The organism is Geomonas limicola (assembly GCF_014193675.1).
Classification (GTDB): domain Bacteria; phylum Desulfobacterota; class Desulfuromonadia; order Geobacterales; family Geobacteraceae; genus Geomonas; species Geomonas limicola.
Window position 1 is genome coordinate 171,716 of sequence record NZ_BLXZ01000001.1, and the last position, 14,774, is coordinate 186,489.

Consider the following 14,774-nt stretch of genomic DNA (forward strand, 5'->3'; position numbering starts at 1 on the left):
TCCCAAGGCTGCCTGCACCCGCTACAACGAGGTCCGCGCTTTCAACCCCCATGTCCCGCCTGGTCACACTCAGGCAACTCCCCCACACCGGCAAACCAGCGGTAGTACCGCTCCATCTGGCGCACACGGCGTCCGAAAGAGAATCTTGCCTCGACCCGCTCCCGGCAGCGCCTCCCACACTCCGCACGCAGCCCGGCGTCGCAGACCAGCCGCAGCACGTGACCGGCAAGGGCCTCGGCATCACCAACCGGGGCCAAAAAGCCCCCTTCGCCGTGGACCAGTAGCTCCGGAATGCCGCCGACCGCGGTGCTCACCGACGGTACACCCAGTGCCATCGCCTCCAGCAGCGTGTTGGGCATGCCCTCGGTAAGGGAGGTCATCAGGAAAACATCCAGCGAGGCGTACACATCGCGCAGGTCATTGCGATGCCCGGCAAAGTGCACCACGCCGGCAAGCCCCAGGCGGCATGCTTCTGCGCGGGCCAGCTCAAGTTCGTCGCCATAGCCATCCCCGACGATCACGAACCGGACCCGCGGTTCCCGGTCGACCACCAGACGAACCACTCTAAAGAAGGTGGGAAAATCCTTCTCATAGGTGATCCGAGCCACGGTACCCACAACCAGCTCTTCTTTCTCAAGCCCCAACTCCTCTTTCAAAACGGGTCGGGTACCTTCGTTCCGCCAGGTTGCCAGGTCGACCCCGTTATGCAGCACCTGCACCGCGGCAGGCAGTAGGCCGTTATCAACCAACCGCTGCCGGGTGTTGCAGGAGATGGTCACCACGGGTTGCGGGTACCGTTTCATCAGGAAAATCTGGATCTTCTGGCGCACCTTGAACCTGAGATAGTCGCCAAACCTGGCGAACTCGTGCCGCCCGTGCACGGCATGGGAGTGGCAGGTGTACATGATCCGCAGCTCAGGGTTTACAAACCGCAGCAGCCAACCGTAGAGCATGGTCTTGTCGTCATGGGCATGCAGCACCTCAAGCTGGTGCTCCCGGATCAACCGGTGCAGTTGTTTAAGGCAGCCCCAGTCGATGCCGTTGCCGTCAAAGACATCGACGTAGTTGATCCCGAGCCGGCGTGCCATTTCAGGGATCTGGAACTCGTCATCCCAGGGCTGGCGCAGGTAGGTCACCAGTACGTGCACCTGGCCCGGGTCGTGTTGCGCAGCCGAATTGAGTACCGTTTTGTCGGGACCGCCTCCCCCCTTGTAGGTACCTCGCAGGTCCATAACGCGCACGATCTTGCTGGTGGTTTCAGATCCCATCCGCTATTCGATCCTCCCGTCGGAGTACTTGAAACGGCAGGCCCCACCTAAGGCGGTGGTCCCCGCCGGCATGTTGCGGGTCACCACCGCGTTGGCCCCGACCACACAGTGGTCACCGATCTCTATGGGACCGATGATCTTGGCCCCCGCGCCCAAGAGGACGTGGTTTCCGACACGGGCCGCTCCCCCCTGCCCGCCCCGGTCGCCGATGGTAACACCCTGGTACAGGGTGCACCCCTCGCCAAGCTCCACGCTCGGGTGGAAGATAATTCCCCCGAAGTGGTGGATGCGCAACCCTTTGCCAATACGGCAGGCAGCCGGAATGGAGATACCGCAACAAATTTCAATCAGACGTTCACAAAAAAAGCGCAGCGGTTGTCCCGAGACGCCACGCCGGCGCAACCAGCTGAAGAAGCGGTAGACCAGGATGGCCTGAAAACCCTGGGACAGAAGTCCGGCCAGCAGGGTACGCAGCGAGGCGTTCCCGTTGGGGGCCAGCCGGTTCAGATCGCCGCGGATCAGTTCAAACATGGGAACCTCTCAGATAGTGCTGTTGCCAAAGGGAAAACATAAGGAGGCTCCAAAGCAAGGTACCGTGCTGCACACGACCCGTGAGGTGCTCCCCCCAGACCCGGCGTAAAACCGTGCCATCCAGGAACTGCCCCAGCTCGGGATCTTCAAGAAGTGCCCGGGAGGCCAAAGGGCGCAACTCGTTTCTGAACCAGTCGTCGAGCGGGACGGTAAAGCCTTGCTTGGGCCGGTTCAGTACCTCATGTGGCAACAGGCGCTGGAAGCTGTTGCGCAATACGAGTTTCTTTTCCCCCGCCGGGGAGATCTTCCAGCGCGAGGGGAGCCGGGCAGCAAACTCAACGATCCGGTAGTCCAGGAACGGGGCGCGCACTTCCAGCGAGTGGGCCATGCTCATCCGGTCGACCTTCACCAGGATGTCCCCGGGGAGGTAGCTCTTAAGGTCGGTGTAGAGCATGGCGGTCACGTGGTCCGCCCCCGCAACTTTGTTCCAGTGGCGCCGGGTGTGCTGGGCGGGATCATATCCTGCCACCTCCCGCCGCACCGGTTCAGCCAGGAGCTGGCTGAGGAGCCCGTCGTCCACAAAGGTGTTAGTGCGGTAAAAGCCCAGGGCCGGCTCAAGGAGTGCACTTTCAGTAAGGGTACGGGCCCGGCGCAGCACCCCGCTGCGCGCACCCACCACCAAGGAGTGCAACATTCCCAAAAGCGGCCGGGGTACCTTGCGGCGCACCAGGTCCTCCTTGAGCTCGAGCGCGTACTTATGGTAGCCAGCGAAATTCTCGTCCCCACCGTCGCCGGCCAGGGCCACGGTCACCGCGCGTCTTGCCAACCGGGAGACGTGGTAGGTCGGCAGCGCCGAGGAATCTGCGAAGGGCTCGTCGAAAAAGTGCGGCAGGAGTTGTGTCGTGCCAGCGATGTCCTCTTCAACCCGGTACTCGTTGTGCTGGGTTTTGAAGAGCCGGGCCACCTCGCGGGCGTAAGGGGTCTCGTCGTGGCGCCGGTCGGTAAAACCGATGCTACAGGTCTTCACCGGCTCGGCGGAAGCGCGAGCCATCAGTGCCACGACGGCCGAGGAGTCCACCCCGCCGCTGAGAAAAGCCCCCAGCGGCACGTCGGCGATCATGCGGCAGGCGGTGCAGCGTCCCAAGAGCTCAAGAAGTTCCTCCTCGGCGTCAGCAAGGGACCCCGTACCCCCGGAAAAGTCCACGTCCCAGTACTCCCGAAGCACTGGTTCCCGCCCCGGTGCCAGCAGGAGGTAGTGGGCTGGGGGGAGTTTGTGGACATTGCGATAGATGGTCTTGGGGGCCGGGATGTAGAGGTACTTCAGGTAGTCCACCAGCGCACTAGGCTCGACGCAGCGGTCGAAACCAGGCAACTCCAGAAGCGATTTAAGTTCCGAGGCAAAGGCGATGCGATCGGCGCCACCATGGTAGTAGTAGAGCGGCTTCTTGCCGATACGGTCCCGGGCCAAGAGGAGTTCCCCGCTCTGCCGGTCGTAGAGCGCGATGGCGAACATCCCGTTCAACCTGTGGAGACAGGCGACCCCGTCGCGGGCGTAGAGCGCGAGGATCACCTCGGTATCGGTGCGGCTGCGAAACTGCACCCCCTCCCCTTCCAACTCGGCGCGCAGCTCGAGAAAGTTGTAGATCTCGCCGTTGAAGATGATGACGTAACGTCCATCCAGCGAATGCATGGGCTGCACTCCCAGGGGGGAGAGGTCCAGTATGCTGAGGCGTCGGTGCGATAGCCCTACCCGATGATCCAGAAACTCCCCGCAGGCATCTGGCCCACGGTGGCGGATCGCCTCGCCCATCCGCTGCAACAGTGCCTGATCCCCCTGCGGGACGCAACTTACGGTAAATCCTGCTATGCCGCACATCTCAGGCCGCCTCCCTGCGCCAAGTCACCCGCTGGCGGCCGGTTATGCCCCGGAAACAGCCGACCAAAGATGCGGTAATCAACATGAAAAAGTAGTGGCAGAAATTGGCTGGCTTCAGTTTCTTGAGTGCCGGAAAGGCCTGGGTGCACAGCGCCAACAAAGCGGCCCCCGCAAGAAGGCCCAGGATAACCCCGAAAAATGGTGCACCACCGTTTGACACGATCACCCCAAGCACCCAGAAAAGGGCCAAAAGAACAAAACCGCTTATCCAGCGCAGCACCTTGTGCGACAGGTAGCAGAAAAGCAGCAGAGGCTGGTCTAGACGTGGCAGCGCCCTGCCATGCAGCAGACACTGGTAGCCCCCGGCGATGATGCGCACCTTGCGGCGAAATTCCCCATCTAATTCAAGGTGGTTGTCTTCAAAGCCAACCGCCTCCTTTTCGTGCACCACCAAGTAACCACGTCGAGCGATGGACATGGCAATTACCAAGTCGTCCAGGATGGTGTCCGGATTGGGGGGCTCAAAGAGGGGGCGTCGCACCGCGTACATGGCACCGTCAGCACCAATCAGGGCTCCCAGCCTGCCTTCCCGCTCCTGAATCCGATGTTCAAGGCCGTAGTAGGAGGTCTCGGCAGCACCATAACTCAATGCGCCGTTGCGCAGCACCACCTTGCCCGAAACCACCCCCACACGCGGGTCGGCAAAATTACGCACCAGTTTTCTCACGGCGTCACTGCAGTACATCACGTTGGCGTCAGAGAGCACCACAATCTCGGAGTCGATGCGTGCTATGGCATCGTTTAAAGCGGAGATCTTTCCCCGGTTCACGGGGAAGCTCAGCAGTTCAACGCCCCGAGAGGCATAGCCTGCCACGATGGCGTCGGTACCGTCTCGGGAGCCATCCGAGGCAACCACCAGGCGCAGGAGTTCCTTCGGGTAGTCAAGCTCCAGCGAGTTGAGGACCTTCTCCTCGATCACCGCGGCCTCATTGAAGGCCACCACCAAAAGGGTCACGGTGGGGAGGTAGTCCGGGTTGTGCTCGAGCGGTTTGCCCGACAGGCGTTGGGCAGGGATGAGCAGAAAGGGGTAGCCCAAAAAGGTGTGTGCAAGAAGCCCCAGGAGCACCAAGGCCAATATCGGCAACGGCAACAGCCCTTGAGCGACCCCGCTACAGGCCACCAGGCCGGCCAGCGCGGTCCCGGCAAGCACCAGACGCGGCCCGAGAACTGACGACCTGGGCTTACTGTTATCAGTCTCGCGCACGGTGGCCCAGGTAGTGATGGTCTTGCCGCGCAACCTGAGCAGTACGCCAAGCGCCGATGCAAGGTTCATCAATACGAAGTAATAGGGGAGAAACAACAACCCAGGAGCCCGAACAACTCCGCGCAAAAGCCACCCTACCAAGGCCAGTGCGCCGAGCACCAGGCAGCCTCCCAGGGAGAGCTGGTCCAGCAACTCCACCGGGGCAAAGACCCGATCGACCACCATGAGCACGAACAAGGCAAACAGCAGGTACGGTGAGAACCAGCGCAGCACCTTGTGCGAGAAAAGCTGCCAGGCAAAACGCGGGTTGCGCAGCGGGTTACCGGCCTGAGGGACGCGCAAGAACCCATTGAAGCTGCGGTTCACGATACGCACCTTGCGGGAGAACTCCTTGCCGAACTGCCCGGCAGGGCGCTCGAAGCAAAGGGCTTCAACGTCGAAGATGCCGCGCCATCCCTTGGCCACGATTTGCAAAGGGTTCACGAAGTCGTTGATGTCGGTCTCCAGCATGGGTTCGTACAGGGTGCGTCGAATGGCGTAGATGGCGCCGTCCCCACCCACCACCGAGGAGAACTGGGATTCCCACCGTTTCAGCAGGATCTCCAGGTTCCAGTAGGTCCCCTCGGTAGTTCCTGCCGCGCTGACCGCCTCTTCCTGGTAACAGGCATACCCCACCGCGTAGCCCACCTGGGGGTCTGCGAAGTGTCGTGCCAGGCGGCGTAGCGCCTGCCGTTCGTAAATCGCGTTGGCATCGGAGAAGACCACCAACTCGGTGTGGATCTCGGCCAGGGCCAGGTTTAGTGCCGCCGTCTTGCCGCGTCGTTCCGGAGAACGTACCAGACGCACTCCGCGGTCCGAGAAAGCCAGCACCTCTTCGTCGGTGCCATCGTCAGAGCAATCCGAGACCACCACGATGGAAAGCAGGTGAGCCGGATAGTCCAAGGCGAGGGAGTTTTCGAGCTTCTCCCTCATCACGGGCCGCTCGTTGTGGGCCGAGATCACCAGGGTAAGCGGGGGAAGATGCCCAGGGTCCACGCGGTGCGCACGGGGAAAAATGCTGGCCAAGAGCCCCAATAGCAGCGGATAACCGAGGTAGATGTAACCTAACAACAAAATCAGCAGCAGCATGGTGAGGTCGGTCCAGAGCATCACAGTGCCCCCTTCTCTTTTCCGAAACGGTACGTCGCCAGCTCCAGCGGTCCGAGGACGACCAGTTCCACAGCGCAGCCGAGGGTCAGGTCAGCGACGCTGCCGGCCCCGGATCCACACGCCGTTGTCTGGATAAGGCGCCCTACCCTGGTTTCTCCACCACTAACCACGCGCCACCAGTGTGGTGCCACGCGCAAAGAAATAGACGTTTAAAAGTACCCAGAGGCGGATCCCCGTCAGCCACTCCCCAGTGCCACATCTGCGCAGTGCCACTGCCCCGAGAGGGAGTTCCCAGACCAGTAACAGCGCCAGGCTCGCCCAGAGCACCCGGGTTTCCCCGCCCAGCGCATAAAGCCCCCAAAGTACGGGCAAGGCAATGCTTACCGCCAGCGCGCCCAAAGGCAACAGCAGGCTGGGTAGCTCCCTCAAGGTCACCCGACGCCGGCCCAGTTCCCGATAGTTGCTAAGTCCTCGCCAGCGTTCCTTCTTGAAGAATTCGGCGATGGTCGCCGGCTCCCTGAAGTGCAAGGCGGCGACCCGCGCATCGCAGAGCAGTTCCCCAACCTCTCTGAGCCGGGTAGTCAGGTCGTAATCCTCGCAGGTCACCAGCCGCTCGTCGAACCCCCCGACCTTTTCAAACGCGCTGCGCCGCACGAAAAGATTTGCCGATTCAAGCCACTCCACCGGGACCACCTGGTTCGGCTTGCCGCGAACCTTGAACCAGGCCGTCTGCACCCAGGTCCCCCCATCCGGGACCAGGACAGGGCTCCCGAAGGCAACGGGGCCATCGGCTGCCAGGTAGCGCGAGGCAGCCTTGAGCCAGGGTACCGTCACCGCGCAGTCCGCATCGAGAAAAGCGATCAGCTCACCGCTACCCCGGGCTGCCCCCAGATTGCGCAAGCTGGCAATGGTCGCCCCCGGGGCCTCGAGCACGATAGCGCCCATTTCCCGGGCGATGGCAACCGTAGCGTCGCAGGAGCCGTTGTCCACCACGACAATCTCGTACTGGGCCGGATCCCAGTCCAGGGCCGCAAGGGAGTCCAGGCAGCGTCCGATGTGGCGTTCTTCGTTCTTGGCGGGGATCACGACACTAAACTGCATGGAACCTCACGGGATGTTGCGCACGATGGCCGGGCCCAGGATACGGGTGATCCGGACGGGTAGCCTTTTCCATACCCGGATGGCAGCCTGATACTTGGGGCTTTTTGGCCCCAGATCGGGGAGTCGGGCATCCTTTGGCATCAAGTACTGCCAGGCCAACGGCACCGGAACGGCACCCCACTGTTTCTTGAAGTTGAAGGTTCCCTCGTCCGGGGTCGACCGCCCGAAATCGAAATAACTGCACCCCTCGCTGATAGCCCAGCTGATGGCCTCCCAGTAGAGCAGATTGTTGGCGCAAAGCGGCCGGTATTGCACCAGGGAAGAGGACCAGGGGATTTCCAGGGTATCCCGGTGGCGCGAAACCAGGCCAGCAGCGATGATCATCCCCTGGTGGCGCACGGCAAAAAGTCGTGTCGACTCCGGAAGCGTGGTCAAGACGTTGTGAAAGAAACTGCGTGCGTAGACAGGTGTACCCAGATCGCGCATGTTGTGGGCAAAGACATCATAAAAGCCATCGAGCAGTTCCACCCCTCCGAAAACGGCAGTTAGCCCGTTTTTCTGAGCCTTCCTGATATGGTTGCGCAGCTTGAAGTGAAGTGCCGCCCACTGGCTCTCGACGTCGGTTGCCAGGCGTAGCATCATGGTCACCTTGTGGCGCCGGGTAGCAAGCCCCGGAACCTCGAAGTCGAGGTGCCGCAACTCGACGTAGTCGGCACCAAGATCCCGGCGCAGCCGGTCCGCGGCCTCTAACAGCGGAACCTGGGCCTCCTGATTTGCCAGCAGCAGCCCGCCGTAGTTCATGAAGGGCATGGAGACTAGGAAGTTGCCAAAGAGCCTGCTCTTCATGTGCACCAAGGGCAGAACCCCCGCCACCTGACCAGCACCGTCCAGCGCTGCCAGATAGTGTCCGCAATGACCGAAGCTCTCCTCGATCACCCGGCGCCAGGCGCACAGGTGGTAGGAGGTAGCCTCGGGGTGGGCTTGCACGAATGCATCCCAGCTGGCCGGGTCAAGATCTTGGATCACACGAACGGTCATAGCCCCATCACCTCCGACATGGTCCCCCAGCTAAGCCCCTCCAACAGGTAGCGCAGCTTACCTTCGGTGCGCCGCAGGTTGTTGTAATGTCTGAACCTCGATTTCCAACCAGCCCTGATGCGCGGCTGATCCGGATCGATCTCCCAGGGGTGCAGGTAGAGCACCGCAGGTTTGCCCTCTAGTTGGTTGATACGCGAAAGCCCCCAGCGGACCAGCGGCGCTGGCAACAACCTGAGGTACCCTCCCCCGGCGATAGGGAGCCGGTAGTGCAAAGTTCCCAGTCCAACCGGCAAGGTGCTCAGCGGAAACTCCTCGATGCTCCCTGCCGGGCGGGTCACCGTGTGGGGGAAGCGGGGTGCGTCGGGGATACCATAGGTGTCGTGGTGGATCGGGAATACGCTCGAGTCGTAGCGAAACCCTTCCTCGATCAAGAGGTCGAAAGCCCACAGCGAGTCTGCGGTGATCGAGTAGGTCGGCGCCCGGTAGCCGCGCACCTCGACGCCAGTGATCCCCTCAAGTACTGCCTTGGCGCGCCGGATATCCTCCCGAAAGGCCGCGGGGCCAATCCGGAAGATCAGCTGGTGTCCGAATCCGTGACAGGCAATCTCGTGCCCCCGGCACTGGATATCACGCACCAATTGGGGGAGCCGCTCAGCCACCCATCCCAGCACGAAAAAGGTGGCGTGTACCTGGCGCTCGTCCAAAAGATCCAGAAGTCGCGAGACGTTCTCCGCGACCCGCAGGGGGTAACTCCCCCACTGACTCCGATCCACGTAGGGTTCGAAGGCCTGTACCTGGAAGTAGTCCTCAACGTCGATGGTAAGGGCATTAAGCATGATCAAAACACCTTGGCGACTTCCAGGAGCACCCGGTTGGTCTGTCTGAGGTCGGCGGCGCTCTCGAAGCGGCGGCGGTACTCTACGTAGCCGTAGCTCAGGTTGGCAGTTATCTCGTAGTTGAAGCGGTAAGAGAGCCCCGCATTGCCGGTCATGTGGTACGGGTAGGCTGAAGTGGCCTCACCGCGCACCCGGTCCCACCCCAGGCCGACCATGGCGCTCAGTTGGTCCGTGAGATCCCAGCGACCGCTACCGCCGAAAACCAGGCTGGTGCGGTCCGCGATACCATTGAGTGACCCCTGGTACTTGTTGTAGGAACCATTAAGAGCTAGGGTCCCGTGGGTAAAGGGCAACTCGAGACGCGCGGAGTGGCTGGTTTGGCGGGTGGAGATGGCCAGGGGGTCCTCGGCATAGATCACCTGGGATTCCACGCTGGCCGCCAGGTGCTGCCACGTCCGGCTAACCCCCACGTTCCAGAACAAGCTGCTTGTGTTTTTCAGCCCCTCAAAGGACTGCCAGCTGTTCCCCAGCGTGCCGTAGAGAAAGGAGTTGGTGGCGTATTCGTAGCGGAATCCACCCGAGGCGTCGTGCTGCTGGTAGCGGATCGCCGCGGTGTGTACCCGGGAGTAACTGTAGTTCGCATTAAGGGAGAAACGTGGTGCAAGCTCGACCAGGTAGTCCGCATACCCTTGGTGCGAACGTTTGTCGATGCCTTGCCCACCCCAGTAGCTGGTATCTGCGAAGCGGTAACCGGTTTTCAGTACCCCCTTCTCCCCCGGATGCCATACCAGGTAGGGCGAGATCGCGGCCAGGTTCTGATCAGTCTGGTTCAAAAATAGGCTTTCCTGGGTCACATTGCGGGTGACATTCAAGGAAACCCGGCTCAAGGTATCGCGTAGATCGAGAAACAACCGATTCTCGGTCAGGGCTGCGGATCCGACCAGGTTAAGGGTGTGCACCTGCTCATCGGACCTGGTCCCCTTCGCATAGGTGCGGTAGTCGAAGGTATAAGAGAGATCCCCGGTGGCTCGGGGCCCTTGGTAGCCGAGGGAAATCCCCGGCCGCACCCTGGTCACCATATCACTATGCCGGTTGCCGGCGGTTTCCAGGATGTTGTCGTTGTACTCCTCGCTCAGGGCAAGGCTCGGCGCCGTCTTGAGTTCGCCGGCACAGGCTGCCGAGCAAAAGGCAAAGATCAGGGCCCCGGTCAGGGCACCTCTTTCAAGGCTTCTGCTGCTCACCGAGTTCATTTGTCCCCCCCCGCACCGGCTCCAAAGAGACGACGCACGAACCCTGGCTCAGCAGGACGCAACTCAGTTGACTGTCGGCTCACCCGATCAAGCTTTTCCCCGAGGCCGGCCACGGTCTCCCCCAGATCGGCAATCTCTGCTTCGGTACGCGCCACGTGGGACTTGAAATCATCTCTGAGCAGTGAGAGTGTGGTGCAGACCTCGTCCAGGGTACGGGATAGCCTCCCGGAATCAGTGGCAACTTCAGAAGGAAAGGCTTCGGCCGTACCATCAACGGCTCCGGCCCGGGGAGAGCCACCCCAGAAGTGGTTGTCGAAGTCAAGGTCACCCACCACGTCGCGGGCCATCTCCAGCGACACCTCGGTGACCTCTTCGGCAAAGGCGGAGAGCATCAGGAAGTCGCAGATGATGTTGACCAGGCGCGGGATACCGCGGCTGTACTGGTAGACCAGGTCCAGGGTACCGGCGGGGAAGCGGAGCGCCTCGGGGTTGCCCGCTACGGAGAGCCGGTGCTGGATGTAATCCCCCATTTCCTGACGGGAGAGCGCCTTGAGATGGCAGTTGATGCTGATGCGCTGGCGCAACTGCATAAGCTGAGGCAGCGCAAGGGTTTCGCGCAGTTCGGGTTGCCCCACCAGAATGATCTGCAAGAGCTTCGCGTGCGAACTTTCCAGGTTGGAGAGCATGCGGATCTCCTCGAGAAGCTCGGGTGCGAGATTCTGGGCCTCGTCGATGATCAGAATCGGGTGGTTCCCCAAGGCGTGCTGCTCCAAAAGGAAGTCGTTAAGCTCGCGGATCAGGGTGATCTTGTCCTTGCCGGTGCCGTCCAGACCGAAGTCCTCGTTGATCATGGCAAGAAGCTGTTCCGAGTTCACCCGGGTGTTGAAAATCTTCGAGAGGGTGACCCGCTCGTAGCGTTTGCCGAGCAGGTTCCGGATCAGGGTGGTCTTGCCGGAGCCTATATCGCCGGTAAGCAGAATGAAACCGGCCCGTTCGCGGATGCCATAGTCGAGGTAGGTGAGCGCCTTCTTGTGGGCCCGCCCCAGATAGATAAAATCCGGATCCGGGACCAGCTCGAAGGGCTTTTTGCGCAGGTTGAAAAATGCCTCGTACATGAAAACTCCAGGTTGCCCAGCCCGAAGGAGGAAGCACTCCCCACTTTCTTCGGGATTCCGGCGGCAACTGCGGCATAAAAGGTATGCATCCGCCCACGCTTTATGCGGGTACCGATTTGTGGTGAGCGTAGTCGCGGTAGTAGGAGTAGCGGCCGTCATTATTGTCTACGGTGGCCGCGTTGTACACCATGCCGAGGATCGTGCTTCCCTTGAGGGACTCCAGGGCGTCCCGGATGTTACCCTGCGAGGCCAGCCGTTCCATTACCACGAAGAGCACTCCGTCCACGAGGTGGGCGAGCGAGCGTGACTCGGCAAAGGGGAGCACCGGCGGGGTATCGAAGATTATGTAGCGGTCCGGGTAGCGGGTCTTGAGCTCGTTGAGCACCGCCTTGGTGCGCTGGCTGGAAAAGAGTTCCGAGGGGTTGCCGACTGTGTGCCCAGCCCGGATGATTGAGAGCTTGCCGATCCCGGTTGGGATAATCGTTTCGGCCAGCCCGGCCTGGCCGGTGAGTACTTCGGAAAGGCCGACCCCCTGTTCGACGTTCAGGTAGCAGTGCACCGAGGGACGACGCAGGTCGGCGTCCACCAGAAGGACGGTGTGGTCCAACTCCTGGGCGAGGCTTAAGGCGAGGTTCACTGCGGTGAGACTTTTTCCCTCGCTGGGGAGCGAGCTGGTTACCATGAGGGTGTTGCGGAAGACCTCGCCTGAGGTCATCTTCACCAATACACTCTTAAGCTTCCGAAATTCTTCGGCGGTGGGCGAGTGCGGGTCGTACAGGTTCACCAAAAAAGGGTTGTTAGGCTCCAGCTTGCCGTACTGCGATGAAGCCGGTATCCGCTGACTGACCGGCAGCACCGGGTCCTGCGCTAGGACTCCGTGCTCGGCCCCCTGCGCCGGGGCCCCAACACCGGCGGATGCCTCCCTGAGTTGCGCAGCCTTCTCCATCGCCATCTCAATCCTGCTCATACCTATCTCCTCAATGGTGCGGCTGTCAGCGCAATAGGCCCTTAAGCCCCGTGGCCAAGTCAGGGGAGTGCATGCTGTCCAGCAGGCGGTCCATGACGCGCAGGTCAAAAATCTCCATCGCCGGGAAAACGAGCAGAAGCAGCAGGTAGCACCCTGCAGCGACGAAGATACGTAGGGAGCGCCGGCGTTGCCGGGCCAGCATCTCCTGGTCCTGAAGACGCGGAATAATGGCCAGCACCGGGTGTCCCAGCCCCTTGACAAAATCGACATCTTTGGCGGTGCTGTCCAACTGGTCCAGAAGGACCAAAAGGCCGAAGCTCCCGACCAGACCGCCTACCAACCCTATGAACATGATGCGCAGCCGGTTGGGGCTCGAGGGCTTAAGCGGCAGGACGGCGGGGTCCACCACTCGGAAAGTGGTGGACTTGTCCTGAACCTCCATCTGCTTGGAGACCTCGGACTGCCCCTGGCGGGCGAAGAGCTGATCGTAGATGTTCTTCTGGTTCTTCTTCTCCAGCTCCAGCTTGTCGAGTCCGGCCTTGGCGGTGGGAATATTCTGCAAGAGCGTCTTGTTGGTATTGATGTAGCGTTTAAGTCCCGCCTCGGTCACCTTGATGGCGCCTATCTCGGCCTCGATCCTGGCGAGTTCCTGGGGCTCCAAAGGCTGGCTCTGGCCCCCTTTGCGATCGGCGAGTTGCTGCTTCACGGTTTCGATGTCGCTATTGACCTTAATCACGTCCGGATAGCTCTCGTTGTACTGCATGAGAAGTTCGTCGCGACGTTTTTCCAGGGTGGTGAGGCGAGCCAGGAGCGGGTCGTTGGTCTTCTGGGTCACCTGGCGCATCCCCTCGAGCTGACGGCGCCTGAGCTCCAGGTCGTAGAGTTTCTGCTGCGCAATATTGATTTCCTCGAAGAGCTTCCCTTCGTCGATGGCGATAATGCCGCCTTTGTCGCGCTTGTAGGTGTTAACCTCGTCCTCGGCCTTCTTGAGCTTCTGGTTGAAGGTGTCGATCTGCTCGGTGAGAAACTTCGTGGCATCGTAGGATTCGCCACGCTTGGAGGAGATGCTCTGCTCGATATAGACGCGCACCAGGGTATTGACGAAGTCGCGGGCAACCCTCGGATTTTTGTGGGTGAAGGAGATGGTGAAGAGGTTTTTGTCCTTAACCTTCACCTTGGTGTTCTTCTGCAACTCCTTTATGAGGGTTTCCTGGTCCAGGTCGCTTTTACCGGAGATGTTCATGTCCAGGCTGTCCACTACCTTGGTAAGCAGGGTGCGGCTGGTGATGGCATAGGTGAGGACGTTGATGGTGTCCTCCATCGAGGGGGTCACCGTGATCCCCTTCACCAGTTCGGAGATCACGTTCTTCTCGATGAAGACCGTACTGGTGGACTCGTACTTCCTCGGGAGCAGGAAACTCGCCACAAAGAAAGCCGTAGTGATGACCAGCGCGAGGACCACGAAGAGTTCCTTGCGCCGGGTCAACAGTTGCAGATATTTACGGTACTGAAATTCCGAAGACGTCGGTTGCATGACATACCCCTACGGGGAGGCTTCTTCCCGGCTGCAGCTAGAAGAAGCTCTCCTTCACCATGATGTAATCCCCCGGCTGCAACTCGATGTTCTGGCTCAGGTCGCCATCCTTGAAAAGACGCTTGGCCTTTACCTCCAGCGAAACGGCGTCGTTACCCTTCTTGCGGCGCACCACGACGTCGTTTTGATCGGCAAATTTGCTGAAGCCGCCCGACTCGAGGATTGCCTCCATGACCCGCATCCCCTCGCGGTACTCGATAGCCTTGGGAGCATTGACCGCCCCCAGGACGTAGACGCTCTTGTCCAGGTAAAGCGGCAGGAAGAGGGCGTCATTTGATTCAAGCTGCAGGTCCTCTTCGACGACACCCGAGATGAAGAGGGTGTAGAAGTTCTCCTTGATCTTCTTGCCATTGCGCAATAAGTAGGCCCGGCGCAGATCGGCGGTCTTGAGTTCGCCGATGGCACAGAGCACCTGCAAAAGCGAGGTACGCCGCGTCAGGTCAAGGACACCAGACTTAACCCCGCTGCCGAAGATGTAGACGCGGGAGTTGGTGATCTCCTTCACAGTAACCGTGACGATCGGGTTCTTCACCAGGTCCTTAAGGCGCACCGCCAATTGTTCCTGGAGGGTACTGGGGGTGACGCCGCTGGACGCTACGTCCCCAAGCCCGGGGACCGTGATTTTGCCGTCAGGGCGCACCTTCACCGTGACGTTGAGATCCTTCACCCCCCAAACTGCAACCTCGAGGGTGTCCCCCTCGCCGATTACGTAGTCGGCGGCCCCACAAAGGGCCACGCTTCCAAGCCACACCAACAGGCAGCAAACAAGCATCATAAGGCGCATC

The 14,774-nt window shown here is 60.8% G+C and carries 12 protein-coding genes; all 12 read right to left on the reverse strand.

Annotated features, from left to right (window positions below):
* Positions 1-41: 41 nt before the first annotated feature.
* Positions 42-1,268: a glycosyltransferase family 4 protein gene (locus tag H7688_RS00695; RefSeq protein ID WP_183359093.1), complete on the reverse strand. Its 1,227-nt coding sequence runs from the start codon at positions 1,266-1,268 to the stop codon at positions 42-44.
* Between the two features lie 3 nt (positions 1,269-1,271).
* Positions 1,272-1,799 (reverse strand): serine O-acetyltransferase, encoded by a 528-nt coding sequence (locus tag H7688_RS00700; protein ID WP_183359094.1) that lies wholly within the window; start codon positions 1,797-1,799, stop codon positions 1,272-1,274.
* A complete protein-coding gene (gene asnB, locus H7688_RS00705) occupies positions 1,792-3,675 on the reverse strand; it encodes an asparagine synthase (glutamine-hydrolyzing) (RefSeq protein WP_183359095.1) in 1,884 nt (627 codons plus the stop codon). Before asnB ends, H7688_RS00700 begins: the two co-directional genes overlap by 8 nt.
* Position 3,676: 1 nt before the next feature.
* Positions 3,677-6,088, reverse strand: coding sequence for a glycosyltransferase family 2 protein (locus H7688_RS00710; protein WP_183359096.1), 2,412 nt, complete (start codon positions 6,086-6,088; stop codon positions 3,677-3,679).
* 162 nt (positions 6,089-6,250) lie between these two features.
* The gene (locus H7688_RS00715) at positions 6,251-7,189 is read right to left on the reverse strand and encodes a glycosyltransferase (protein ID WP_183359097.1); all 939 of its coding nucleotides are present in this window, start codon (positions 7,187-7,189) and stop codon (positions 6,251-6,253) included.
* A 6-nt stretch (positions 7,190-7,195) separates the two neighbouring features.
* A complete protein-coding gene (locus H7688_RS00720; protein WP_183359098.1) occupies positions 7,196-8,227 on the reverse strand; it encodes a FemAB family XrtA/PEP-CTERM system-associated protein in 1,032 nt (343 codons plus the stop codon).
* On the reverse strand, positions 8,224-9,063 hold the full coding sequence (locus H7688_RS00725; protein WP_183359100.1) for an XrtA system polysaccharide deacetylase: 840 nt from the start codon (positions 9,061-9,063) through the stop codon (positions 8,224-8,226). Before H7688_RS00725 ends, H7688_RS00720 begins: the two co-directional genes overlap by 4 nt.
* A gap of 2 nt (positions 9,064-9,065) precedes the next feature.
* Positions 9,066-10,313, reverse strand: a complete 1,248-nt coding sequence (locus H7688_RS00730; RefSeq protein WP_183359102.1) for a TIGR03016 family PEP-CTERM system-associated outer membrane protein — start codon at positions 10,311-10,313, stop codon at positions 9,066-9,068.
* Positions 10,310-11,428 carry an XrtA/PEP-CTERM system-associated ATPase gene (locus H7688_RS00735; RefSeq protein ID WP_183359104.1) on the reverse strand — a complete coding sequence of 373 codons (1,119 nt, stop codon included), beginning with the start codon at positions 11,426-11,428 and terminating at the stop codon, positions 10,310-10,312. The genes H7688_RS00730 and H7688_RS00735 overlap by 4 nt, the downstream gene beginning before the upstream one ends.
* A gap of 100 nt (positions 11,429-11,528) precedes the next feature.
* On the reverse strand, positions 11,529-12,395 hold the full coding sequence (locus H7688_RS00740) for an XrtA-associated tyrosine autokinase (protein ID WP_183359106.1): 867 nt from the start codon (positions 12,393-12,395) through the stop codon (positions 11,529-11,531).
* 25 nt (positions 12,396-12,420) lie between these two features.
* Positions 12,421-13,929: an XrtA system polysaccharide chain length determinant gene (locus H7688_RS00745; RefSeq protein ID WP_183359108.1), complete on the reverse strand. Its 1,509-nt coding sequence runs from the start codon at positions 13,927-13,929 to the stop codon at positions 12,421-12,423.
* A 37-nt stretch (positions 13,930-13,966) separates the two neighbouring features.
* On the reverse strand, positions 13,967-14,773 hold the full coding sequence (locus H7688_RS00750; protein ID WP_183359110.1) for an XrtA/PEP-CTERM system exopolysaccharide export protein: 807 nt from the start codon (positions 14,771-14,773) through the stop codon (positions 13,967-13,969).
* Between the last annotated feature and the right edge of the window lies 1 nt (position 14,774).

What these genes read in the sequence shown, in the direction of transcription:
- asnB (WP_183359095.1), bottom strand. Translation starts at nt 3,675, where the DNA reads ATGTGCGGCATAGCAGGATTTACCGTAAGTTGCGTCCCGCAGGGGGAT.
- H7688_RS00695 (WP_183359093.1), bottom strand. Translation starts at nt 1,268, where the DNA reads ATGGGATCTGAAACCACCAGCAAGATCGTGCGCGTTATGGACCTGCGA.
- H7688_RS00750 (WP_183359110.1), bottom strand. Translation starts at nt 14,773, where the DNA reads ATGCGCCTTATGATGCTTGTTTGCTGCCTGTTGGTGTGGCTTGGAAGC.
- H7688_RS00730 (WP_183359102.1), bottom strand. Translation starts at nt 10,313, where the DNA reads ATGAACTCGGTGAGCAGCAGAAGCCTTGAAAGAGGTGCCCTGACCGGG.
- H7688_RS00735 (WP_183359104.1), bottom strand. Translation starts at nt 11,428, where the DNA reads ATGTACGAGGCATTTTTCAACCTGCGCAAAAAGCCCTTCGAGCTGGTC.
- H7688_RS00745 (WP_183359108.1), bottom strand. Translation starts at nt 13,929, where the DNA reads ATGCAACCGACGTCTTCGGAATTTCAGTACCGTAAATATCTGCAACTG.
- H7688_RS00720 (WP_183359098.1), bottom strand. Translation starts at nt 8,227, where the DNA reads ATGACCGTTCGTGTGATCCAAGATCTTGACCCGGCCAGCTGGGATGCA.
- H7688_RS00740 (WP_183359106.1), bottom strand. Translation starts at nt 12,395, where the DNA reads ATGAGCAGGATTGAGATGGCGATGGAGAAGGCTGCGCAACTCAGGGAG.
- H7688_RS00710 (WP_183359096.1), bottom strand. Translation starts at nt 6,088, where the DNA reads ATGCTCTGGACCGACCTCACCATGCTGCTGCTGATTTTGTTGTTAGGT.
- H7688_RS00725 (WP_183359100.1), bottom strand. Translation starts at nt 9,063, where the DNA reads ATGCTTAATGCCCTTACCATCGACGTTGAGGACTACTTCCAGGTACAG.
- H7688_RS00700 (WP_183359094.1), bottom strand. Translation starts at nt 1,799, where the DNA reads ATGTTTGAACTGATCCGCGGCGATCTGAACCGGCTGGCCCCCAACGGG.
- H7688_RS00715 (WP_183359097.1), bottom strand. Translation starts at nt 7,189, where the DNA reads ATGCAGTTTAGTGTCGTGATCCCCGCCAAGAACGAAGAACGCCACATC.